The 23004-nt window shown below is 61.3% G+C and carries 21 protein-coding genes and 1 pseudogene; 6 read left to right on the plus strand and 16 right to left on the minus strand.

Annotation, left to right across the window (positions count from 1 at the left end):
• Position 1: 1 nt before the first annotated feature.
• From C2L65_RS15815 to C2L65_RS15860, 10 genes are all read right to left on the minus strand, one after another.
• Complete coding sequence (locus C2L65_RS15815; RefSeq protein ID WP_042305093.1) at positions 2–1057, minus strand: branched-chain amino acid ABC transporter permease; 1056 nt, start codon at positions 1055–1057, stop codon at positions 2–4.
• 221 nt (positions 1058–1278) lie between these two features.
• On the minus strand, positions 1279–2439 hold the full coding sequence (locus C2L65_RS15820) for an ABC transporter substrate-binding protein (protein ID WP_042305092.1): 1161 nt from the start codon (positions 2437–2439) through the stop codon (positions 1279–1281).
• A 263-nt stretch (positions 2440–2702) separates the two neighbouring features.
• A complete protein-coding gene (locus C2L65_RS15825; protein WP_042305091.1) occupies positions 2703–3869 on the minus strand; it encodes an ABC transporter substrate-binding protein in 1167 nt (388 codons plus the stop codon).
• Between the two features lie 494 nt (positions 3870–4363).
• On the minus strand, positions 4364–5335 hold the full coding sequence (locus C2L65_RS15830) for a branched-chain amino acid ABC transporter permease (RefSeq protein ID WP_042305167.1): 972 nt from the start codon (positions 5333–5335) through the stop codon (positions 4364–4366).
• Positions 5335–6219 (minus strand): branched-chain amino acid ABC transporter permease, encoded by an 885-nt coding sequence (locus C2L65_RS15835; RefSeq protein WP_042305090.1) that lies wholly within the window; start codon positions 6217–6219, stop codon positions 5335–5337. The genes C2L65_RS15830 and C2L65_RS15835 overlap by 1 nt, the downstream gene beginning before the upstream one ends.
• A gap of 91 nt (positions 6220–6310) precedes the next feature.
• Positions 6311–7528, minus strand: a complete 1218-nt coding sequence (locus C2L65_RS15840; protein WP_042305089.1) for an ABC transporter substrate-binding protein — start codon at positions 7526–7528, stop codon at positions 6311–6313.
• A 108-nt stretch (positions 7529–7636) separates the two neighbouring features.
• Positions 7637–8392, minus strand: coding sequence for an ABC transporter ATP-binding protein (locus C2L65_RS15845; RefSeq protein WP_042305088.1), 756 nt, complete (start codon positions 8390–8392; stop codon positions 7637–7639).
• On the minus strand, positions 8389–9168 hold the full coding sequence (locus C2L65_RS15850; protein WP_035987717.1) for an ABC transporter ATP-binding protein: 780 nt from the start codon (positions 9166–9168) through the stop codon (positions 8389–8391). Before C2L65_RS15850 ends, C2L65_RS15845 begins: the two co-directional genes overlap by 4 nt.
• 244 nt (positions 9169–9412) lie before the next feature.
• Positions 9413–11107, minus strand: coding sequence for a GMC family oxidoreductase (locus tag C2L65_RS15855; RefSeq protein ID WP_081920774.1), 1695 nt, complete (start codon positions 11105–11107; stop codon positions 9413–9415).
• A 159-nt stretch (positions 11108–11266) separates the two neighbouring features.
• Positions 11267–12784: a CoA-acylating methylmalonate-semialdehyde dehydrogenase gene (locus tag C2L65_RS15860; RefSeq protein WP_039900430.1), complete on the minus strand. Its 1518-nt coding sequence runs from the start codon at positions 12782–12784 to the stop codon at positions 11267–11269.
• 148 nt (positions 12785–12932) lie between these two features.
• Here C2L65_RS15860 and C2L65_RS15865 point away from each other — a divergent pair, with 148 nt between their 5' ends.
• Both C2L65_RS15865 and C2L65_RS15870 read left to right on the plus strand, forming a co-directional pair.
• Positions 12933–13832: a LysR family transcriptional regulator gene (locus C2L65_RS15865; RefSeq protein WP_042305086.1), complete on the plus strand. Its 900-nt coding sequence runs from the start codon at positions 12933–12935 to the stop codon at positions 13830–13832.
• 276 nt (positions 13833–14108) lie between these two features.
• Positions 14109–14639 carry a class IV adenylate cyclase gene (locus tag C2L65_RS15870; protein WP_042305085.1) on the plus strand — a complete coding sequence of 177 codons (531 nt, stop codon included), beginning with the start codon at positions 14109–14111 and terminating at the stop codon, positions 14637–14639.
• Between the two features lie 19 nt (positions 14640–14658).
• Here C2L65_RS15870 and C2L65_RS15875 read toward each other — a convergent pair whose 3' ends face one another.
• Positions 14659–15150, minus strand: a complete 492-nt coding sequence (locus C2L65_RS15875; protein ID WP_007581720.1) for an Lrp/AsnC family transcriptional regulator — start codon at positions 15148–15150, stop codon at positions 14659–14661.
• A 152-nt stretch (positions 15151–15302) separates the two neighbouring features.
• On the opposite strand from C2L65_RS15875, the gene phhA reads away from it, so the two are divergent.
• Together phhA and C2L65_RS15885 are read left to right on the plus strand one after the other, a co-directional pair.
• Entirely contained in the window at positions 15303–16193 is an 891-nt protein-coding gene (gene phhA / locus C2L65_RS15880; RefSeq protein WP_042305084.1) for a phenylalanine 4-monooxygenase, read from the plus strand.
• A 107-nt stretch (positions 16194–16300) separates the two neighbouring features.
• The gene (locus C2L65_RS15885) at positions 16301–16597 is read left to right on the plus strand and encodes a 4a-hydroxytetrahydrobiopterin dehydratase (RefSeq protein WP_042305166.1); all 297 of its coding nucleotides are present in this window, start codon (positions 16301–16303) and stop codon (positions 16595–16597) included.
• A 96-nt stretch (positions 16598–16693) separates the two neighbouring features.
• On the opposite strand, the gene C2L65_RS15890 is transcribed toward C2L65_RS15885, so the two are convergent.
• Positions 16694–16924 (minus strand): DUF3717 domain-containing protein, encoded by a 231-nt coding sequence (locus C2L65_RS15890; protein ID WP_042305083.1) that lies wholly within the window; start codon positions 16922–16924, stop codon positions 16694–16696.
• 115 nt (positions 16925–17039) lie between these two features.
• On the opposite strand from C2L65_RS15890, the gene C2L65_RS15895 reads away from it, so the two are divergent.
• A complete protein-coding gene (locus tag C2L65_RS15895) occupies positions 17040–17726 on the plus strand; it encodes a response regulator transcription factor (protein ID WP_007581727.1) in 687 nt (228 codons plus the stop codon).
• A gap of 195 nt (positions 17727–17921) precedes the next feature.
• Entirely contained in the window at positions 17922–19424 is a 1503-nt protein-coding gene (locus C2L65_RS15900; RefSeq protein WP_042305082.1) for a sensor histidine kinase, read from the plus strand.
• Positions 19425–19476: 52 nt separating this feature from the next.
• On the opposite strand, the gene C2L65_RS15905 is transcribed toward C2L65_RS15900, so the two are convergent.
• The 4 genes and pseudogenes from C2L65_RS15905 to C2L65_RS15920 form a co-directional block, all read right to left on the minus strand.
• Positions 19477–19959, minus strand: a complete 483-nt coding sequence (locus C2L65_RS15905) for an SET domain-containing protein (protein WP_007742823.1) — start codon at positions 19957–19959, stop codon at positions 19477–19479.
• A 265-nt stretch (positions 19960–20224) separates the two neighbouring features.
• Positions 20225–21337 carry an NADH:flavin oxidoreductase/NADH oxidase gene (locus tag C2L65_RS15910; protein ID WP_042305081.1) on the minus strand — a complete coding sequence of 371 codons (1113 nt, stop codon included), beginning with the start codon at positions 21335–21337 and terminating at the stop codon, positions 20225–20227.
• A 98-nt stretch (positions 21338–21435) separates the two neighbouring features.
• A complete protein-coding gene (locus tag C2L65_RS15915) occupies positions 21436–22167 on the minus strand; it encodes an MOSC domain-containing protein (protein ID WP_042305080.1) in 732 nt (243 codons plus the stop codon).
• 10 nt (positions 22168–22177) lie between these two features.
• A pseudogene (locus tag C2L65_RS15920) lies at positions 22178–22889 on the minus strand (glutamine amidotransferase).
• Positions 22890–23004: the final 115 nt, after the last annotated feature.

Genomic DNA, 23004 nt, shown 5'->3' on the forward strand with positions numbered 1-23004 from the left:
GTCACTCCTCCTCTTCTTCCGCGTGCGGGCTGGCGAGACTCCGCCAGAGCAGCACGGGGATGATCAGCGTGAACACGATCACTTCCTTGTAGGAACTGGCCCAGAACGACGAATACGACTCCAGCAAGCCAACGAGTATCGAACCCGCAAAAGCCAGCGGATAACTGACCAGCCCGCCGATAATCGCCCCGACAAAGCCCTTTAGACCGATCAGGAAGCCCGAGTCGTAGTAGATGGTCGTGAGCGGCGCGACGAGGATCCCGCACAGCACGCCGAGACCGGCCGCGAGCGTGAACGCGAGCCGTCCCGCCTGTGTCGTGCCAATGCCGACCAGCTGCGCGCCGAGCCGGTTCACCGACGTCGCGCGCAACGCCTTGCCCGAAATCGAGCGATCGAAATACACGTACAACACACCGATCAGCACCACAGCGACACCAATCACCCACACGCTCTGCCCCGAAATCGACATGCTGCCGACGTTGAACGTGGAGTCCGTGAACGCGTTGGTCCGCGAGCCTTCCGCGCCGAACATCACGAGCCCGAGGCCGACCATCGCGAAGTGTACGGCGACGGATACGATCAGCAGCAACAGCGTCGTCCCTTCGGCAACCGGCTCGTAGGCGAGGCGATAGACGAACGGCCCCATCGGCACCACGATCAGCAGCGTCAGCGCGATCTGCGCCAGCATCGGCAGCGGCTGCATGAATACGCCGCGCGTGACCGCGTAGACGGCGACGGGAAACAGCAGATACTTGCCGACCAGCATCACGAGCGTGCGCGCCGCATGACGCCGCCGCTCTGGATGCCGCGCCATGCCGGTCACCTCGACGACGAAGCACGCGAGCCCCATCGCCATCAGCAGCCAGCACGTCGCTGGAAACTTCTGTGTCTGCAGTGCGGCGAGCGTCAGCGCGCCGTACGACACGAACTCCCCTTGCGGGATGAAAATGGCGCGCGTCACGGAGAACACCAGCACCAACGCGAGCGCGAGCAATGCGTAGATCGCGCCGGTCGTGATGCCATCCTGCGCGAGGATCGCCGCAATTGATAGATCCATACTTCCTCGTCCTGGAACGTCGAAATCGAAACTAAGAAACAATGAGAGCGGGCTGAACAACTACCCGCCACGAAGCGAAGCTCAAACACATAAAACAACTGCCGCGCCTGAGATACAGCGCGGCAGAGCTTGCCATTGTTATCGATCAGAAATTGCTGCGTGGCTTAAGCGCATTCGCATGCGCTGGCCCCCACGCCCTTGCGCGAGAGGCGCGTACCGTCTTAGTCGTTCTGGAGTTTCCACTTGCCATCAGAGATCTCGACGATCACGCGTGCGCGCTTGTCGAGACCGTTGTGGTCGGTGGGCGTCGTGTTCATGATGCCGTGCGAGAGTGGCAAGTCCTTGACGTTCTCGAGCGCTTCACGCAACGCGACGCGGAACGCTTCCGTGCCCGGTTGGCCCTTCTTCAGCGCCTCGGGAATCGCACGCTGGAGCATCTGGCCGGCGTCCCACGCGTGACCGCCGAAGGTCGCCACCGTGCCCACGCCATAGGCCTTCTCGTACGCGTTCTTGTACGCGAGCGACGACTTCTTCACCGGGTTCGAATCGGGCAACTGATCGGCGACGAGAATCGGGCCTGCGGGCAGCAATTCGCCTTCGCAGTCCTTGCCGCACACGCGCAGGAAGTCGTTGTTCGCGACGCCGTGCGTCTGATAGATCTTGCCCTTGTAGCCGCGCTCCTTGAGTGCCTTCGCAGGCAGCGCGGACGGCGTGCCCGCGCCGGCGATCAGCACCGCATCCGCATTCGATGCAGCGAGCTTCAGCACCTGCCCCGTCACCGATGCATCGGTGCGGTTATAGCGCTCGTTCGCGACGATCTTCAGATGATGCGCTTCCGCCGCCTTGCTGAACACGTTGTACCAGTTCTCGCCATAGGCATCCGCGAAGCCGATGAACGCGACCGTCTTCACGCCGTGCTTCTCCATGTACTCGGCGATCGCATCGGCCATCAGGCCGTCGTTCTGCGGCGTCTTGAATGCCCACGCACGCTTCGCGTCCATCGGAGAAATGATGGCCGCCGATGCCGCGAGTGAGATCACCGGCGTCTTGCCTTCGGAAACGGGATCGAGCATCGCGAGCGAATTCGGCGTGACCGTCGAACCGATGATCGCATCGACGTGATCTTCGTCGATCAGCTTGCGCGTGTTCTGCACGGCGCGGCTCGTATCCGATGCGTCGTCGAGCACGATGTATTGCACGCTCTTGCCCGCGATTTCCTTAGGCAGCAGCGCGATCGTGTTTTTCTCAGGGATGCCGAGCGATGCGGCCGGTCCCGTCGTAGACAGCGTGACCCCAATCTTCACCTGCGCCATCGCCGCACTTGCTCCGCACACGAGCGCCATCGCGATCGCGGTACGGACCCATTGTTTTGTCGTTTTCATTGCTTGTCTCCAAACGCTTTAAATGCGTGTCGTAATCCAGTAAGAACCGGGTAACTGAATCTAGTTATCGGGTATAAGCCTGCCAAGCATGGTTTTCCCTGCTCGTTGCAATTGCGTCAAACCTCAAACGCAGGCTCTACCGCTTTAGTCGCCTCCCCTCGCCGCTGCACTGCTTTTTAATTCAGATATCTCGCGTGCAATAAAAAAGACGCGTCAACTGCTCGCGTCTTTTTTGTGAATTCGAGTTCGTTAATTCGCCTCGTTTAATCGGAAGCAAGCTTCCATTTGCCGTCGACGATTTGCACCATCACACGCGCACGCTGATCGAGACCCGCGTGATCGTTCACGCTCATGTTGAAGATGCCATGCGAGCCGGGCAGATCTTTCGTGTCTTCGAGCGCGACGCGCAATGCTTCGCGGAATTGCGGCGTACCAGGCTGGCCCTTCTTCAACGCGATAGGAATTGCATGCTGCAGAAGCAGGCCCGCGTCCCACGCGTGACCGCCGAACGTCGAGATCGAGCCCGCCCCATTCGCGCCTTCATACGCACGCTTGTACGCGAGCGAAGCCTTCTTCACAGGATTCGAATCGGGCAATTGATCGGCGACGAGCAGCGGACCAGCGGGCAGATATGTGCCTTCGCAATCCTTGCCGCACACGCGCAGGAAGTCGTTATTCGCGACGCCGTGCGTCTGATAGTACTTGCCCTTGAAGCCGCGCTCACGCAGCGTCTTTTCGGGCAATGCGGCCGGCGTGCCCGCGCCGGCGATCAGCACGGCATCCGGGTTCTGCGACATCATCTTGAGCACCTGACCCGTCACGGACGCATCGTTGCGGGCAAAACGTTCATTCGCGACGACCTTGATCTTCTTCAGATCTGCCGCCTTGCTGAATTCCTTGAACCAGCTCTCGCCGTATGCATCCGAGAAGCCGATGAACGCCACCGACTTCACGCCGTGATTCGACATGTGTTGCGCAATCGCCGTCGCCATCAGAATGTCGTTCTGCGGCGTCTTGAAGACCCACGAGCGCTTCGCATCCATCGGCTCGACGATCGACGCCGCCGCGGCCATCGAGATCATCGGCGTTTGCGTTTCGTTGGCGATGTCGATCATGGCCAGCGAGTTCGGCACGACAGTCGAGCCGATCAACGCGTCGACGTGATCTTCGCTGGTGAGCTTGCGTGCGTTCTTGACGGCTTGCGTCGAGTCGGTTGCATCGTCGAGCACGATGTAGTCGATTTTCTGGCCCGCGATTTCCTTCGGCAGAAGCGCGCTGGTGTTCTTCTCCGGGATGCCGAGCGAGGCCGCGGGCCCCGTCGCCGATACCGTCATGCCGATTTTCACGTCCGCGAATGCCGCGCCGCTATATGTTGCGCACACGCCTGCCGCGACGAGTGCCGCGCTGATCCACCGCAATGCCGACTTCATTCCGCTCCTCTACGCCCCGATGTTCGAATGGATTCGAATGTCCCAAAGGCCGACCCGATGGTCGGCGAATGGCGAGTGTAGCGGACGCATAGCGCAAGCGGCAAGCGGTTTGAAGGCTTTGAATCTTTGGGGAAAAATGCCGGGTGCAGCGAGAGAGAAAACGCCAGATTTACAATGCCGCGCGACGCAGGAAGGTGCGCTGAAGAAGATGAGTTCTGAACGGAAAAAGTAAAAAGCGCTGTTGGATTTCGTCCAACAGCGCTTTTGTATGGGCACTTATGCGCCTCATGTCTCCTCGTTCTCCACCTGCAAAATTCGGTGCATCAGAACTGTGTGAAGATTAAACGGGGGACGCTTCACGAGCAACTAGCATTTACCCTAGTGGTGCAGCGCCGCACAAAAATGGGGCGCATTCTTGTAGTTTCGCTCCATGTTCGCGTCATTTCGCAGCGGCTAGCCGTTATTTCGGATCGCAAACTAATTTCCTGGCCCACTCAGGCGCGTAACGGTTTGACCCGCTGCACGATCTCGCCGACGATACCGCGCCGGAACGCCAGCACGCACGCGATGAAAATCAGGCCCGTGACGATCGTCGCCGACTCGCCAAGTGATCGGAACCACTCAACACCCGTCACCGACGCCAGCCCGCTGCCGATATCGCCAAGCCGGTCTTCCAGCGCAACGATCAACGCGGCGCCGAGCAACGGCCCGAACAGCGTGCCCATGCCGCCCACCAGCGTCATCAGCACGACGAGGCCCGACATCGTCCAGTAGGCATCGCCGAGCGTTTCGAAGCCCAGCACGACCACCTTCAGCGAGCCGGCCAGACCCGCAAGCCCCGCCGACAGAATGAACGCCAGCAGCTTGAAGCGGTTCGTATCATAGCCAAGCGAGATCGCGCGGGGCTCGTTCTCCTTGATCGCGATCAGCACCTGCCCGAACGGTGAATGCACGATACGCACGATCAGCAGGAACGCAAGCACCATCACGGCCAGCACGACGAAGTACAACGTCAGGTCTGAAGACAGGCTCAACGCGCCAAACAGCTTGCCGCGCGGCACACCTTGCAGGCCATCTTCGCCATGCGTAAACGGCGCCTGCAGGAACACGAAGTAGACCATCTGCGCGAGCGCGAGCGTCACCATCGCGAAGTAGATGCCCTGCCGGCGAATCGCGAACATACCGACGACAAAGCCCAGCAGCGTCGCCGCCACCACGCCTCCTAGCACGCCTAGTTCGGGCGACACGCCGAGCGTCTGGATCGCGTAACCGGTGACATAGCCGGCCGATGCGAGAAACATCGCGTGTCCGAACGACAGCAGACCCGTATAACCGATCAGCAGATTGAACGCGGCCGCGAACAGCGCAAAGCACAACACCTTCATCACGAACACGGGATACGCGCCGACAAACGGCGCAACGATGAGCGCGATCAGCAGCAGAACGTAGAGCGCTTTTCTCTGCATCATTTTTCCTTGCCGAAGAGACCTGCCGGACGCACGAGCAACACGAGCGCCATGATCACAAAGACCACGGTCGCCGACGCTTCCGGGTAGAACACGCGCGTGAACCCTTCGATCACACCCAGCAAAAGGCCCGTGAGAATCGAACCCATGATCGAGCCCATGCCGCCGATCACCACGACCGCGAACACCGTGATGATCATCGACTGGCCCATCAGCGGCGAGACCTGGATCACAGGCGCCGCAAGCACGCCGGCAAATGCGGCCAGCGCGACGCCGAAGCCATATGTGAGCGTGACCATCATCGGTACGTTCACGCCGAATGCCTCGACGAGCTTCGGGTTCTCCGTGCCCGCGCGCAGATACGCGCCAAGACGCGTCTTCTCGATCACGAACCACGTCGCGAAGCACACGATCAGCGACGCGACGACCACCCACGCGCGATAGTTCGGCAGGAACATGAAGCCGAGATTGGTTGCGCCCGCAAGCGCTGACGGCACGTCGTACGGCTGCCCCGACGAACCGTAGATCGAATGGAACACGCCTTCGACGACGAGCGTGAGCCCGAACGTGAGCAACAGGCCGTAAAGGTGGTCGAGCTTGTACAGCCAGCGCAGCATCGAGCGTTCAATCACGATGCCGAACAGCCCCACGAGCACGGGCGCGAGCACGAGCATCACCCAGTACGGCAGACTGAAATACGACATGCCCATCCACGTGAGCATCGCACCCAACATGAACAACGCGCCATGCGCGAAGTTGATCACGTTGAGCAGACCGAAGATCACAGCCAGCCCCAGACTCAGGATCGCGTAGAACGAGCCGTTCACGAGACCGAGCAGCAACTGGCTGAGCATCGCCGGTAGCGGAATGCCAAAGATTTCCATTGAATCCGCCGTCAGAATAGTATCGACGCAGTTCACTCACGAGACACAACGGGCGGCGCTGCGCCGCCCGTTACATCCCGCTGCGAACCGCTTACTTCCAGAGCGCGCAGCGCGATTCCGCTTTCGTTCCGAATGCCTGATCGCCGGGAATCGTCGCGGTGATCTTGTAGTAGTCCCACGGCTCTTTCGATTCCGACGGCTTCTTCACTTCCATCAGGTACATGTCGTGGATCATGCTGCCGTCCTGACGGATGTAGCCCTTCGCGTAGAAATCGTCGATCTTCGTCTTGTGCAGTTGATCCATCACCTTGTCGCTGTCGGTCGTGCCAGCTGCCTGCACGGCCTTCAGATACGTGGTGACGGCTGAATAGTCCGCTGCCTGCAGACTGGTCGGCATCTTCTTCATTTTGTCGAAGTAGCGCTGCGCCCACTTGCGGGTATTGGCGTCCTTGTTCCAATACCAGCTATCGGTCGCGACCAGACCTTGCGTCGTTTCAAGTCCAAGGCTGTGAATATCGGTCAGGAAGATCAGCAGCGCGGCGATCTTCATCGACTTTGTTACGCCGAACTCTTTGGCGGCCTTGATCGCGTTGATCGTGTCGCCACCCGCGTTCGCGAGACCGAGCACCTGCGCCTTCGATCCTTGTGCCTGCAACAGGAACGACGAGAAATCCGATGCCGACAACGGATGGCGCACCGTGCCGAGCACCTGTCCGCCATTCGCCTTCACCACGTCCGACGTGTTCTTTTCGAGCGCCTTGCCGAACGCGTAGTCCGCCGTCAGAAAGTACCAGGTCTTGCCGCCCTGCTTCGTAACGGCCGAACCCGTGCCTTTTGCGAGCGCCATCGTGTCGTACGCGTAGTGAACCGTGTACGGCGTGCATTGCTCGTTGGTCAGGTTGTCCGCGCCCGCGCCGATGTTGATGTACGGAACCTTCTTTTCGCCCGCAACCTGATTGGTCGACAGCGCGGTGGCCGAGTTCGTGCCGCCAATGATCACGTTGACGCCGTCGCGGTCGATCCATTCACGCGCACGCGACGCAGCAATATCAGCCTTGTTCTGGTGATCGGCGTAGACCAGTTCGACCGGCTTGCCATTGACCTTGCCGCCGAAATCGGCAATCGCCATGCGGATCGCTTCGAGGCCACCCTGGCCATCGATATCCGCATACAGACCGGAAAGATCGGTGATGTAGCCGATCTTGACGGTCGCGCCATCGGCGGCCTGCGCGTTACCCGCAGCGAACATCGTGCCCGCGGCGGCCGCAAAGCAGACTGCTGACAGCCTGGCGAAGTTCTTCAGTTTCATGCGTGTCTCCTGTTTTCCATGCTTGTGGTTATCAGAGGCATCTGGGTATGTCGTGCGTCGCAGTTCCCATGACGACCCCGAGTTCTGATCGGGATGCGTCCACCCCACTTAGACGCCGAGCAAATCGTGCAGCACCGGCATTTTGCTTTCGAGTTCCTTTGCACCGAAATGCTCGACGATGCGTCCATGCTCCATCACATAGAAGCGATCGGCGAGCGGCGCGGCAAAGCGGAAATTCTGTTCGACCATCACGATCGTGTAGCCGCGCGCCTTCAATGTCACGATCATGCGCGCGAGTGCCTGCACGATCACGGGGGCAAGGCCCTCGGAGATTTCATCGAGTAACAGCAGGTTCGCGCCCGTGCGCAGGATGCGTGCGACGGCCAGCATCTGTTGCTCGCCGCCCGACAGACGCGTGCCCTGGCTCATGCGCCGTTCCTGGAGATTGGGAAACATCTGGTAGATCTCGTCGATCGACATCATCAACGACTTGTCGCCGACGGGTGGCGGCAGCATCAGATTTTCTTCGCACGACAGGCTCGAAAAGATGCCGCGCTCTTCCGGGCAATAACCGACGCCGCAATGCGCGATGCGGTGCGTCGCCATCGAAATCGTCTCGCGTCCATCAACGCGGATCGAGCCAGTACGCCGGCCCGTCAGGCCCATGATAGCGCGCAGCGTCGTGGTGCGGCCCGCGCCATTGCGGCCGAGCAGCGTGACGACTTCGCCGCGGCTGACGGTCAGATCGACGCCATGCAGGATGTGCGATTCGCCATACCACGCCTGCAGCCCCGCGATTTCCAGCGCGGGCTCGCCGCTCACCACACTGACCGATGCGTCTTCCTGTTCGCTCACTGTGCTCATGCATGCGCTCCGGCAAGCGCCGCGTCCGCACTGCCCATATAGGCCTGCATGACGAGCGGGTTCTTCGAGACTTCCGCGTACGTGCCTTCGGCGAGCACCTCGCCGCGTTGCAGGACGGTAATCGTGTCGGAGATGCCGGCTATCACATTCATGTTGTGTTCGACCATCAGGATCGTGCGACCCGCCGATACTTTCTTGATCAGCGCAGTCACGCGGTCAACGTCTTCGTGTCCCATGCCTTGCGTCGGTTCGTCGAGCAGCATCAGTTCCGGTTCCATGCCGAGCGTCGTGGCGATTTCGAGCGCGCGTTTGCGCCCATATGACAGCTCGACGGCGGGCACATCGGCGAAATCGGTCAAGCCTACTTGCGTGAGCAGATCGATCGCGCGGTCATCGAGTTGACGCAACGTGCGCTCGCTTCTCCAGAAATGAAACGCCGAGCCGAGCTGACGTTGCAGACCCACGCGTACGTTCTGCAATGCCGTCAGATGCGGAAATACAGCGGAAATCTGAAAGGAGCGGATGATGCCGCGACGCGCGACCTGCGCAGGACGTTCGCCCGTGATGTCGATGCCGTCAAAGACGATCTGACCCGCAGTGGGCACGAGAAATTTGGTGAGCAGATTGAAGCAGGTGGTTTTGCCTGCGCCGTTTGGCCCGATGAGCGCATGGATCGAACCGCGCTTCACGCGCAGGTTCACACCGTTGACTGCGGTAAAACCCTTGAACTCACGAGTGAGCCCGCGCGTTTCGAGTATCGTATCGCCGAGAATCATGTTCCCTTCCATGCGAAGTAAGGCGAAGCATTACCGCGTTTTATGCCGCGCTGAATCGTCGCGACTGTTATTGGCGATGACACCCCCGTGCCAATCGTGGCGTGGTGCACCAATGCGGACGGTAATCCATGCCGCACCACGCAGCATGGGTGCCATTGTCGCGCCAATGATGCAGCGCAATCATTGGGATTTGCACTTAGTGTTTAATGCGACCTTCGTGCCACAAAACGTTAAACGTTGCGTGTCATGCAACGGACATCGGTGAAGCGGTGTTGGTTTCGACGGTGTGACTGTCTCTTCGCGCACGACGGTCGGCGCGAATCATGTCGCTCGCGCGTTCTGCGATCATCAGTGTCGGCGAGTTCGTGTTGCCTGAGGTGATGGTAGGCATCACGGATGCATCGACCACGCGCAGTCCTTCGACACCGATCACCCGCAAGCGGCTATCCACTACAGCGCCTGGATCATTCGATGTGCCCATCCGGCATGTGCCGACGGGATGGAAGATGGTTGTACCGACTTGACCCGCTGCAATCTGCAATTCTTCCTCGGTCTGAAACTGGATGCCCGGCAAGATCTCTTCGGGCCGATAGGGTTTCAATGCAGGCGAAGCCGCAATGCGCCGCGTGAGACGCAACGCATTCGCAGCGACGTGACGGTCGTAATCCGTCGACAGATAGTTCGGCGCGATCAGCGGCGCAGTGTGCGGATCGCGTGATTCGATATGCACGCTGCCGCGCGAAGTCGGACGCAAATGGCAAACAGATGCCGTAAAGGCATTGAAGCGATGCAAAGGTTCGCCGAACTTGTCGAGTGAAAGCGGCTGTACGTGATACTCGAGATCGGAACGCGTCAACGATCCGTCGTTCACATCGGACTTCGCAAACGCGCCGAGTTGCGACGGCGACATCGACATCGGCCCGCTTTGCGTCAGCAAATACTGCAGACCGATCATCATCTTGCCCCACCAGTGCGCGGAGGCCGTATTCAATGTGCGCACGCCATGCACCTTATACGCCATGCGCAACTGCAAATGGTCCTGAAGATTTTCGCCGACGCCGCGCAAATCGTTCACGACCTCGATCCCGAGATTCTGCAAACGCGCGCCATTACCGATGCCAGACAATTCGAGTAATTGCGGCGAGTTCACCGCGCCCGAACTCATGACGACTTCGATGCGCGCCTTTGCGATGTACTCGACATTGTCGCCACGATATTCGACACCAACGCAGCGTTTGCCTTCAAATACGACGCGCTGCGTGTGCGCGCCTGTGATGATCGTGAGATTCGGCCGCTGCAACGCAGGCCGCAAAAAAGCCTTCGATGCATTCCAGCGAATGCCGCGCTTCTGGTTCACATCGAAATAGCCGACGCCCGTGTTGTCGCCGCGATTGAAATCGTCGGTGGCGGGAATACCTGCTTCCTGCGCGGCTTCGGCGAACTTCTCCAGAATCTTCCATTTGAGACGCTGCTTTTCAACGCGCCATTGACCGCCGGCGCCGTGAAATTCATTTGCGCCGCCATGGTGGTCTTCGCTACGTTTGAAGATGGGCAGCACAGCATCCCACGACCACGACGAATCGCCCGTTACACGCGCCCATTCGTCGTAGTCTTCGCGCTGGCCGCGCATGTAGATCATGCCGTTGATCGACGAGCAGCCTCCCAATACGCGACCGCGCGGATACGACAACGCACGTCCGTTGAGTCCGGGTTCTGCCTGCGTTTTATAGAGCCAATCGGTGCGCGGATTGCCGATGCAATAGAGGTAACCGACGGGCACGTGAATCCAGTGGTAATCGTCCTTGCCACCCGCTTCGAGCAGCAGCACGGTGACGTCGGGATCTTCGGTCAGGCGATTCGCAAGCACACAACCCGCCGTGCCCGCGCCAATGACGATGTAGTCGAATTCGCCCTCGAGTTTTCTTGCTGTCGTGCTCACACCTGTCTCCTTCGCATGGCCACGTTGCATGGCATCTGATTGCGCTTTGGGCGTTTGTGTCGCTACTGCTTTTTGTTTATCAACACCACAAGTGCGATGCGCACGGCACTGCGTTATTGACGACGCAATGCCGCGGCCATTCCAATCTACTGATTCGCGTTACTTCGCAACGGGCATCGTGAACTCGGCGCCCTTCGCGATACTGTCCGGCCAGCGCTGCATGATGCTCTTGTAGCGCGTATAGAAGCGAACGCCTTCTTCGCCATACGCATGGTGATCGCCGAACAGCGACCGCTTCCAGCCGCCAAACGAGTGCCATGCCATCGGCACAGGAATCGGCACGTTGATGCCGACCATGCCGATCTGAATCTGACGCGAGAACGCGCGCGCGACGCCGCCGTCCGACGTGAACAGCGACACGCCGTTCGCAAACTCGTTCTTGTTGATGAGTTCGACAGCCGAAGCAAAATCGGGCACGCGCACCACGCACAACACGGGGCCGAAGATTTCTTCGCGATAGATCTTCATGTCGGTCTTCACATCGTCGAACAATGTGCCGCCGAGGAAGAAGCCCTTCTCGTGACCCGGCACCTTGTGCCCGCGTCCATCGACCACCAGCTTTGCGCCCGCCTCGATCCCTGCGTCGATATAACCCGACACTTTCTCGCGATGCGCCGCCGTCACGAGCGGACCCATTTCCGCTTCGCCTTCCATGCCGTTCATGATCTTCAGCGTCTTCACACGCGGCGTGAGCCTGTCGATCAGTTCGTCGGCGATATGACCGACTGCGACTGCAACCGAAATCGCCATGCAACGCTCGCCCGCCGAACCATACGCTGCGCCGATCAATGCATCGACGGCCTGATCGAGATCCGCATCGGGCATCACGACGAGGTGGTTCTTTGCGCCGCCCAGCGCCTGCACTCGCTTGCCGTGCTTCGTGCCTTCCGTGTAGATGTATTCGGCAATTGGCGTCGAGCCGACGAACGACAGCGCGCTGACATCTGGATGCGCGAGCAATGCATCCACAGCCACCTTGTCGCCATGCACGACGTTGAACACGCCGTCAGGCAATCCCGCTTCCTTCAGCAATTCGGCAAGGCGGATCGACGCCGACGGATCGCGTTCCGACGGCTTCAACACGAACGTATTGCCGCATGCGATCGCAACCGGGAACATCCAGCACGGGACCATCATCGGGAAGTTGAACGGCGTGATACCCGCGACCACACCCAACGACTGACGCAGGTTCCAGTTGTCGATGCCACCGCCGATCTGATCGGTGAAGTCGGTCTTCAACAGATTCGGAATGCCGCACGCGAATTCGACGATCTCGATGCCGCGCATCACTTCGCCCTTCGCGTCCGAGAACACCTTGCCGTGCTCGCGCGTGATCAGTTCGGCGAGTTCGTCGTGATGACGGTCGAGCAGTTCCTTGAACTTGAACAGCACACGGGCGCGCTTGATCGGTGCCGTTTCGCTCCATGCGGGAAACGCGGCGTTAGCGGCGGCAACGGCTGCATCGACTTCGGCGACGCTTGCGAGCGGCACGCGTGACGACACTTCGCCTGTCGCCGGATTGAACACGTCGCCGAAGCGCTGGCTCGTGCCATCGATAGGATGGCCGTTGATCACGTGCGTCAGCGCGCGCACCTTGCCTTGATCTGTCTCGCTCATGGTGTCTCCTGTGTAGGACTTTCTGATGGTCGATGCTGCAGCGCAATACGGCGCGCCTTCGCATGATCTTTTCAGCCTAATCGGCAAGTGAGTCGCAAATCCAATGAGTAATGCTCAAATGCGATATAAGGCGCGTTAATATCAGTGGATGGACCTCACCCTGCTCCGCGCCTTTGCGACGGTCGCGCGCGAAGGCAATCTGACGCGCGCTGCCGCGCAATTGCATTTGACCCAGCCCGCCGTCAGCCTGCAGATCAAGAACCTGCAAGCCGCGCTCGGCGTGACGCTGTTCACGCGCACGTCGCACGGGCTTGCGCTCACGCGCGACGGTCAGACGCTGTTGCCGCATGCGGAGCGCGCGCTCGCGGCCGCGAACGATGTCGAACGGGCGGCCGCCACGCTGCGCCAGGAGGTGCGCGGGCGTCTGCGCATCGGCACGATTCTCGATCCGGCGTTTCTGCGGCTCGGCGGGTTTCTGAAGCAGCTCGTCGAGACGTGGCCGCACATCGAAACGCAATTGCGGCACGGCATGTCCGGCTGGGTGCGCGATCAGGTGCGCGCGGGCGAACTCGACGTCGGTTATTACATCGGCCAGCCTGACGAAGACGAACCACGCGACAGCGCGATCTTTCACGCCGTCACGTTGACGCACTTCCAGTATCGCGTGCTGGCGCCGCCCGGCTGGAAAGACCGCATGAAAGGCGCGCGCGACTGGCGTGCGCTCGCTTCGTTTCCGTGGATCTGGACGCCGCCCGCGTCCGCCCACAACCGGCTGCTGACGCGCCGCTTCGCCGATGCCGGCGTCAAGCCCATCAAGGTCGCGGAGGTCGATCAGGAACCGTCGATGCTCGATCTCGTCAAATCAGGCGTCGGGCTCACGCTCGCGCGCGATTCGACTGCACTTGCCGAAGCGCACGCGCATGCGCTGACGATCGTCGAAGGCATCACCGTGCCGACGGAGCTGACGTTCATCACGCTTGCCGCGCACAAGGACGAGCCGGCGATCGCCGTGGCGCTGAAGCTGATCGAACAGCAGTGGTCGGCATAAGCGGTACACGCGGAACGCGCATGCCAAAGCGCGAAAAGCGGCGTCGCGCGATATGAGCCGATCTCATGACACAGCGAGGTTTTTGCACCCTTCGCATGCCGTGGCCTTTAACCACATCGTCATGGGCTTTTTGCTAGATTGACGCTTTGCGCGCTTTTCCCCCGCTGTTTTCCGTATCCCTTTGGTCTCTGCCGACCGGTTTGCGCACTCAGGCAATCGGGGCGAACCCGTTGTCGTCAGAAGCCGTCCACGTTCACCTTTCGACAGGAGCTTCACATGGCACGCAACATCGAAATCAAAGCTCGCGCGCAGCACTTCGAGCAGCTTCGCGAGCGCGCCGCTGCGCTTTCGCCTGACGCTCCTTTGATTTTTCGCCAGCAGGACTTTTTCTACGACGTGCCGCGTGGCCGTCTGAAGCTGCGCCAGTTCGACGACGGCACGCCCGCCGAACTGATCTTCTATCAGCGCGACGACCGCGACGGCCCGAAGGCGTCGTACTACACGCGCAGCCCTGTGACGAACCCCGAAGCGATGCACTCGCTGCTCGCCACCGCGCTCACGACGCGCGGCATCGTCACGAAGGAGCGCCATGTCTATATCGTCGGGCGCACGCGGATTCACCTGGATCGCGTCGATGGTCTCGGCGATTTCATCGAGCTCGAAGTCGTGCTCGCGCAGGATGACGACGAAGAAGGCGGCGAGAAGGAAGCGTACGCCGTGTTCTCGAAGCTCGGCGTGCCGGAATCGGATCTGGTTGCCGTCGCTTACGTGGATATGCTGAATCAGGAGCCGTTGAAAGCCGCCTGATGTCCGATATGCCGCGAGGTCAGACGGCGGCCGCGCCGGGCGCCAGATGACCGAGCGGCAATGGGCCGTTGCGCTTGAACGTCGTCAGCACGATGTACGAGCGCACGCTATCGACGCCCGGCACCCGCATCAGCTTCTTCATCACGAACGACGACAGCGCGTTCAGATCCGGCGCCACGATACGCAGCAGATAATCCGCGTCGCCAACCACCGCGTGGCACTCCAGCACCTCGGGCAGCACGTCGATCTGCTGCTGGAACTGCTCGATGATCGAATCGCCGTGGTGCTTCAGCTTCAGGCTCGTGAAAGCCGTCACGCCGAGCCCGAGCTTTTCCGGCCGCAGCACCACGCGGTAACCATCGACCACACCGATCGACTCCAGCCGCTGCAAGCGCCGCCCGATCTGCGACGGCGACAGCGGCACCTGCTCGCCAAGTTGCTGATGCGTCGCGCGCCCGAAGCGCTGCAGGACGTCGAGCAGCGCCAGATCGAAGTGATCGAGTTCTAGCATGTAAATCCTCCGCATGAATTGGCGATCTAATGCACGATTATCGCATTCCCGTCGTGCGATCCGGAAAACATGCGCCCTTTCCGCGCGTTACCCGCTCTAGACTTGCACGGTTTCTATCTATCGGGCGAGCCGCGCCCGGCCAGTCATCCGTCATGTCAGTCCCGAACACCGCGAAGCTCAAAGAGCAATTTGACGCCGGCCTCGAAACCCGCGCCGACTTCACCATCGACCAGCCGACGCATCGCTACGGCGCGGTCGATCACGCGGTGTGGAAGCAGCTCTATACGCGGCAGACGGCGCTGCTCAGAGGGCGCGTGTGCGACGAATTTCTGGCAGGCGTCGAGCGGCTGAATCTGTCGCCGGAAAGCGTGCCTTCGTTCGAAGCGATCAACGAACAGCTGATGCCTGCGACCGGCTGGCGGATCGTCGCCGTGCCGGGCCTCGTGCCGGATCAGGTGTTTTTCGAGCATCTGGCGAACCGCCGCTTTCCCGTGACGTGGTGGATGCGCCGCCCGGATCAGCTCGACTATCTGCAGGAGCCCGACTGCTTCCATGATCTGTACGGCCATGTGCCGCTACTGATCAACCCCGTGTTCGCCGACTACATGCACGCATATGGCCGCGCGGCCCTCGGTGCGAACGATGCGAATGCGCTGCCGCTGCTCGCTCGCCTCTATTGGTACACAGTCGAGTTCGGCCTGATCCGCGACGACGCGAGTCCAAATGGCGTGAAGATCTACGGTGCCGGAATCGTGTCGAGCAAAGGCGAGACGCTCTACAGCCAGCAAAGCGACGCGCCCAATCGCATCGCGTTCGATCTCGAACGCGTGATGCAAACGCAGTACCGGATCGACACGTTCCAGAAGACCTACTTCGTGATCGACGATTTCTCGGAACTGTTCGACGTCGCGCGCACCGATTTCGCGCCGCTGCTGGCGAAGCTCGCGCATGCAGTACCTTTCCCGGCAGGCGACGTGCGCGCCACCGACGCCGTTATCACACGCGGCACGGGCGAAGGCTGGGCGACGGACGGTGACATCTGACGTAGCGCGCTGCAGCAACCCTTCAACCGTGAAAAAATAGGACGACCGCGTATGCGTCGATGCACGCGGCATGGGCGCGGCCACGCGCCGCTTCAAAAGGTGACACGATGATCGAGAAACTCTCTTCCGAACAACGCGCAACGCAGATCGCTCAACTCGATGGCTGGCAGAACGTGGAAGGCCGCGACGCGATCAAACGGCAGTTCAAGTTCACCGACTTCAACGAAGCGTTCGGCTTCATGACGCGCGTCGCGATCAAAGCCCAGGAGATGGACCATCATCCGGAATGGTTCAACGTCTACAGCAACGTTGAGATCACGCTATCGACGCACGATGCAAACGGAATCACCGAGCGCGACATTCGCCTCGCACGTTTTATCGATGAAATTGCGGCTGGAAAGTGACTTGAGCCGTTGATCGGACGAAAGCCCGTGACGCTCCAAAACCCTGACGAAAACCCGTTATGAAAGCGTTTTGCAGGTAATCAGGCCACCAAACCTTCACTTCGTTAGGCCATTCTTAAGGGACACGTAAGAATCCCACGCGGCACGGGCAATCTCGTCCATTCCTTCCTGCGGCAGCACGGTCTGTCGCTGTACAATCATCAGCGCATACGGCTTGGAGAGCGCGCTTGCCTCCTTGCACAGAACGAGTTCGTCACCGCTCGAAGGCGAGCGGGAACGCCAGAAATTGATCGCGGCTTCCAGTTCGTAGATCGTAATATCGGACATGGCTGGCAGATCTGTTGAAGGCCGCATCGACGGCACGCCGCACGGCATTCTGTGCAGCAGGCGCCCCGGCGAACCGCGTGCCCCTTGCCCAACCCATTGTACTTGAGCGAAACCCATGCGACTCCTTCTGATCGAAGACGACCGCCCTATCGCGCGCGGCATCCAAAGCAGTCTCGAACAAGCCGGCTTCACGGTCGACATGGTCCACGACGGCATCTTCGCCGAACAGGCCCTCACGCAAAACCGCCACGAGCTGGTGATCCTCGATCTGGGACTGCCCGGTATCGACGGCATGACGCTGCTCTCGCGTTTCCGTCAGAGCAACCGTCATACGCCCGTGATCGTCCTGACCGCGCGCGACGAACTGAATGACCGCGTGCAAGGCCTCAATTCCGGCGCCGACGACTACATGCTGAAGCCGTTCGAACCCGCCGAACTCGAAGCGCGTATTCGCGCCGTGATGCGCCGCAGCGGACCGCACGGCGACATGCCGCGTCCGGAAGTGTCGCTCGGTGGCGTGCGTCTGTCGGGTGTGGATCGCCGCATCTTCAACGACGACAAGCCGCTCGAACTGTCGCCGCGTGAATTTGCGGTGCTCGAAATGCTGTTGCTGCGCCATGGCCGCGTGGTCAGCAAGGCGCAACTGCAGGATCACCTGACGCACTTCGGCGGCGATCTCGGCGACACCGCGATCGAAGTCTATGTACACCGGGTGCGCAAAAAGCTCGAAAACTGCCGCGTCGAAATCGTCACGGTGCGCGGCTTCGGCTATCTGCTCCAGGAAATCCGCCAGGCGTCATAATGGTCGTCAAGACCGTTGTGGTCTGACGGCGTCCGGGTTGTCCGACGGGCGGCCGCAAGCGCATCCTCACAGATGCGCGGCGGCCGCCTGTGTCATTCAACCCGGATATGAACTGCCGTTTGGAACTGCACTTGGAACGCATGACTGACGCAGTCGATAATCCCTCGGCGTCGGTCCTTTACCGCGGGTTCGATCATGCCCTATCCCGCCGCGAATAGCCTGCGCCGCCAGTTACTGCGCCGGCTCGCCGCTCCCCTTTCGCTGCTCGCGCTGATGAGCGGCCTCATCGCGTACTGGCTCGCGTGGCAATACACGCAGCACGTGGTCGACCGTTCGCTCGCCGACCTCGCCACGGCCATTTCGAAGCAGATCCAGATTGCCGGCCCCGATGCGCCGATCACCGTCCCGCCGCTCGCGCAGGCGATGTTCTCCGATCCCGTCGAACAACTCGTGTACCGGATCAGCAATGGCGAAACCGAAATCGCCGGCGACCCGAAACTGCCGCTGCAAGGCACCAACGTGCGTCGCATGCACTATGCGTACGTGTTCGAGACGCAGCATGAAGGTACGGCCGTGCGCGTTGCGCAGGTGCGCGTCGATCAGCCGACGGGCAATCCCGTCGTCATCGAAGTCGGCCAACCGGTGCATCACCGCTTTCGCATCGCCGCCGAATTTCTGGTCGCGATCATGATGCCGCTGCTGCTGTTGCTGCTCGCGGGCTGGGTGATCGTGTGGCGCGTCGTGAACCAGCAACTGAACCCGCTGACCGATCTCGCCGATTCGCTGAACCGACAGACCCACACGTCGCTGGAACCCGTCGACGAAACCTTCGTCCCCGTCGAAATCCGTCCGCTGACGGGCGCGCTGAACGGTTTGCTCGACCGTCTGAAAGCCGCGCTCGACGCACAGCGCAAATTCATCGCCGACGCCGCGCATCAGCTGCGCACGCCGCTCACCGCGATCAAGCTGCACGCGGAACAGGCGGCCATTGGACGCGATCCGCAGCAGACACTCGCCGCCGTCAAGGAACTGCGTGCCGCCGCCGATCGCGCCGTGCGTCTGTCGAACCAGTTGCTGTCGCTAGCGCGCGCCGAACCGGGCGAACAGGCAGCGCGTTTCGTGAACCTCGACGTCGCGTCGCTCGCTTTCGATACGGGCGCCGAATGGGTACCGCGCGCGCTCGCCGTGCATGTGGACCTCGGTTTCCAGCGGCTCGACGATCCGTCGAACGATCACCCGCTGATTGCGCGCGGCAACCCTGTGCTGCTGCGTGAAGTGATCGCGAATCTGCTCGACAACGCGCTGAAATATGTGCCGCCGTCGCGCATGAACGGCGCGCGGATCACGATGACGGTCGCGCAAACGGTGGTGGATGGCGTCCCGACAGCGGAAGTCACCGTTGAGGACAACGGCCCGGGCGTGCCCCAAAAGCAGCAACCCGATCTGTTCAAGCGCTTCTTCCGCGGCGACGGCCAGGGCATGAGCGACGGCACCGTCGACGGTGGCGCCGGTCTCGGCCTTGCGATCGTTCACGACATCATGGCGCTGCATCGCGGCAGCGTGCATTACGAAGATGCCGCCGAAGGTGGCGCGCGCTTTATCGTGCGGCTTCCCGTCGCGACGGGCGCCGTGCTGCGCGCACCGGAACCACCGCGCGAAACAAAAAAACCGGCGCATCATGCGCCGGTCGATCCTTGAAGCGTGTCCCAAAACGTGCGCTGCGTTCGATACGAACGGCAGCGCACTCTGGTCACTTTTTCTTCTTCGCTTTCTTCTCGTCCTTCTTGTCCGGCGCCGCGAGCATCGTGCCGCGGCACTTGCGCGCGCCGCAACGGCACTCGTATTCCTTCTTCAGCTTCTTCGTCTGACGCGCGTCGATCACGAGCCCGTAGTCGTAGAACAGCTCTTCGCCCGCGCCGATATCACGCAGCGCGTCGATAAATACGTGGCCGTCGATTTCTTCCGCTTCGCAATTCGGCGCGCACGAGTGATTGATCCAGCGCGCGCTGTTGCCCTTCACCTTGCCGTCGATCACGTCGCCGCTATCGAGCGCGAAGTAGAACGTGTGATTCGGTTCGTCGGGATTATGAGGATGCCGTCGCAGCGCTTCCTTCCAGGAAATCCGTTGGCCCTTGTATTCGATCAACCGCTCGCCGGCTGCGATCGGTTCGAGTGCAAACACGCCTTTGCCGTGCACGCCCGATTGACGCACAGCGATCCTGCGTGAACTCATTGAATCAATCCTTGTAGAACGGTGGATGAACAAACTCGCTTGTTCGCCGATGCCTCCGCGTTCGACGCGTCTTTGCAGATGCGCGGCTTTTCTGACGCGGATAGCAAACGCGGCGCCTTGCTGGCGCCGCGTCGACATGCGACGCATGCAGCGTCACAACCGAAATCGTACACGGATGATGTGACTTCGTTCAACCGTCTTACGTACAGATCCACATCGCATGTGCGCGCGATGCGTATTCTGCGTAGTCGGTTGAACGCAGCCTTCAGCGCTGACCGAACGAAATATCGCCGAACAGCGCCTTCTGTTCGCGCGGTTGCGAACGCCAGTATTGCGGCGGAGCGTCGACGGTTGCGCCGAGTTGCGCGGCCGCGTGCCACGGCCAGCGCGGATCGTAGAGCAGCGCGCGGGCCATCGCGATGAGATCCGCGTCGCCCTCTTCGATCAGCCGGTTCGCGTGCTCCGGGTCCGTGATCAGACCGACGGCCATGGTCGTCATACCCGTCGCTTCCTTCACCGCCTTCGCGAACGGCACCTGATAGCCGGGTTCGAGCGGGATCTTCTGCAACGGCGACACGCCACCCGACGACACATCGACCCAGTCGCAGCCGCGCTTCTTCAGCTCCTGCACGAACGCAATCGTGTCTTCGATCGTGATGCCGCCGTCGACCCAGTCGATCGCCGAGACGCGCACGCCGACCGGTTTGTCGGCGGGGAATGCGGCGCGCACGATGTCGAATATTTCGAGCGGGAAACGCATGCGATTCTCACGCGAGCCGCCATATTCGTCGCTGCGCTGGTTTGCAAGCGGCGACAGGAACTGATGAAGTAGATAACCATGCGCGGCATGCACTTCGAGCGCGTCGATGCCCAGACGCGCGGCGCGCCTTGCCGACGCCGCGAACGCTTCGCGGATACGGTTGAGACCCGCGTTGTCCAGCGCGAGCGGCGGCTCTTCGCCGGCTTTGTGCGGCAGCGCGGATGGCGCATGCGGCAGCCAGCCGCCGTCGGCGACGGGAATCAGTTGCCCGCCTTCCCACGGCACGTTGCTCGAAGCCTTGCGCCCCGCGTGCGACAGTTGCATCGCGACGTGTACTTTCGAGTGCTTGCGGATCGCGGCGAGCACGGGCTTCAGTGCTTCTTCCGTCACGTCGTCCCAGAGGCCGAGGTCGGCGGGCGTGATGCGGCCATCGGGTTCGACAGCCGTTGCCTCGATGCACAGCATGGCCGCACCCGACAGCGCGAGGTGACCGAGATGGATCATGTGCCATGCCGTCGCTTCGCCGCGTTCGGCAGAGTATTGACACATCGGTGACACGACGATGCGGTTCGGCAGCGTCACGCTACGCAGCGTGAGCGGAGTGAAAAGAGCGCTCATGGTGGTGGGGTTACCCATCGAAACTCAAGAGCGATCGAGGATAGCACCGGGTCTGATTTGCTGCAGACGGCCAGGCGCGTCGCTTTCAACAGCGAGAATCAGCTTTGACTGGGAGGCACATCGAGGCGCTTCGACCACGATTCGACTTCACCGCTTTCGAGACGCTTCGACGCGGTCTTGCGCCATGACGGCGACAGCGTGTCGAGTTGCGCCATCGCTTCCAGCGCCGGCCGGTCGTCGCGGTCGACATAGAACACGCGCAACAGGCGCTCGACGCTCCACTGTGCATGAGGACGCGCGAGCCGTTCGATCGCGTCGCCCGCGCCGATTTCGCCCGCTTCGAGCACGCGGTAATACCAGCCCGTGCGGCGCGTGTTCTGCACGGCGCGCGACATGTCGGCGCGCTCGAAGCGCAGGTTCAGTTTCCAGCACGGCTGACGCGGCTGCGATACCTGGACGATCGCCCCGCCGATCCGGTACACGTCGCCGACGCAAACATCCGCTTCCGTCAGGCCACACGTGCTGAGGTTTTCGCCGAACGCACCGCGTCCGTCGAGCGTCGACAGCCCGGATTCGCCCGCGCGCCATTCGCTGCGCCAGGTTACGTAGTGATCGAACGGATAGTGGTGCAGCGCTTTCTCCGGGCCGCCGTGGTGTTTGAGTTCGGCCTGCTGATCACCTTCGAGTCCTGTTTCGCCGAGCCACACACGGCCATCGACAGGCGTCTTGCCGATCGCACTCGTCTTGCCCGACAGGTCACTGCCCAACGGCGCAATCTTGCCGGTCAGCACGGCGTCGACGGTAAGAACTCGGTGATCCACGGCGGTCATCGGGGTTTGTTCAGGGTCGCGAGGCCAGTTGATCGAGCCATTCGCCGAACATGCTCGTCGCCGCGATTTCCAGCTTCGGGCCATGCTTCGCGGTATCGGCGCGCAGCGCGCGAACGTCGATGCCGTGGCCCGCGATTTCTCCGGCATTGCCGATCAGCCAGGGCTCGAAGCGGTCGGTGCGGATTTCAGGGTGACATTGCAGGCCAAGCACATGCTTGCCCCACGAGAACGCCTGGTTCTGACAGGCGGGCGTGGAGGCGAGATGCACCGCGCCTTGAGGAAGATCGAATGTATCGCCGTGCCAATGAAGCATCGACGTGTGCGCTCCGTCCAGATGCCGCAGCGGCGACTGCTTGCCGGCATCGGTGAGCGTCAACGGTGTCCAGCCGATTTCCGTCTGCCCGGACGGATAGACCCGCGCGCCGAGCACCCGCGCAATCAGTTGCGCGCCGAGGCAGATGCCGAGCGTCGGCAGACCGGCTGCAATGCGCTTTTCGATCATGGACGAGCGGCGCGATGGTCGGATAGCGATCGTCGTCGAAGGCGCTGATCGGCCCGCCGAGAATCACCATCAGCGAAGGCATCACGGGGTCGGGCGCCTCGATGCGCGCAAAGCCGACATCCAGATAGCGGACAGGACGCCCCCGCTCGCCGAGCACCCGTTCGAGACTGCCCAGATCCTCGAAATGCACATGGCGGATGGCGAGAACTTCGTGATGCATCGGCAAATCCCACCGTCAGGTTGACTGGACGCGCCCAAAAGGCGCGCCGGAAGACACGCCGTCTGCCGATGCGCAAAACGGCGCAAGCTCGCCCGCCCCGCTCACGCAAACCCGC

The sequence above is a fragment of the Paraburkholderia terrae genome, from assembly GCF_002902925.1.
GTDB classification, from domain to species: domain Bacteria; phylum Pseudomonadota; class Gammaproteobacteria; order Burkholderiales; family Burkholderiaceae; genus Paraburkholderia; species Paraburkholderia terrae.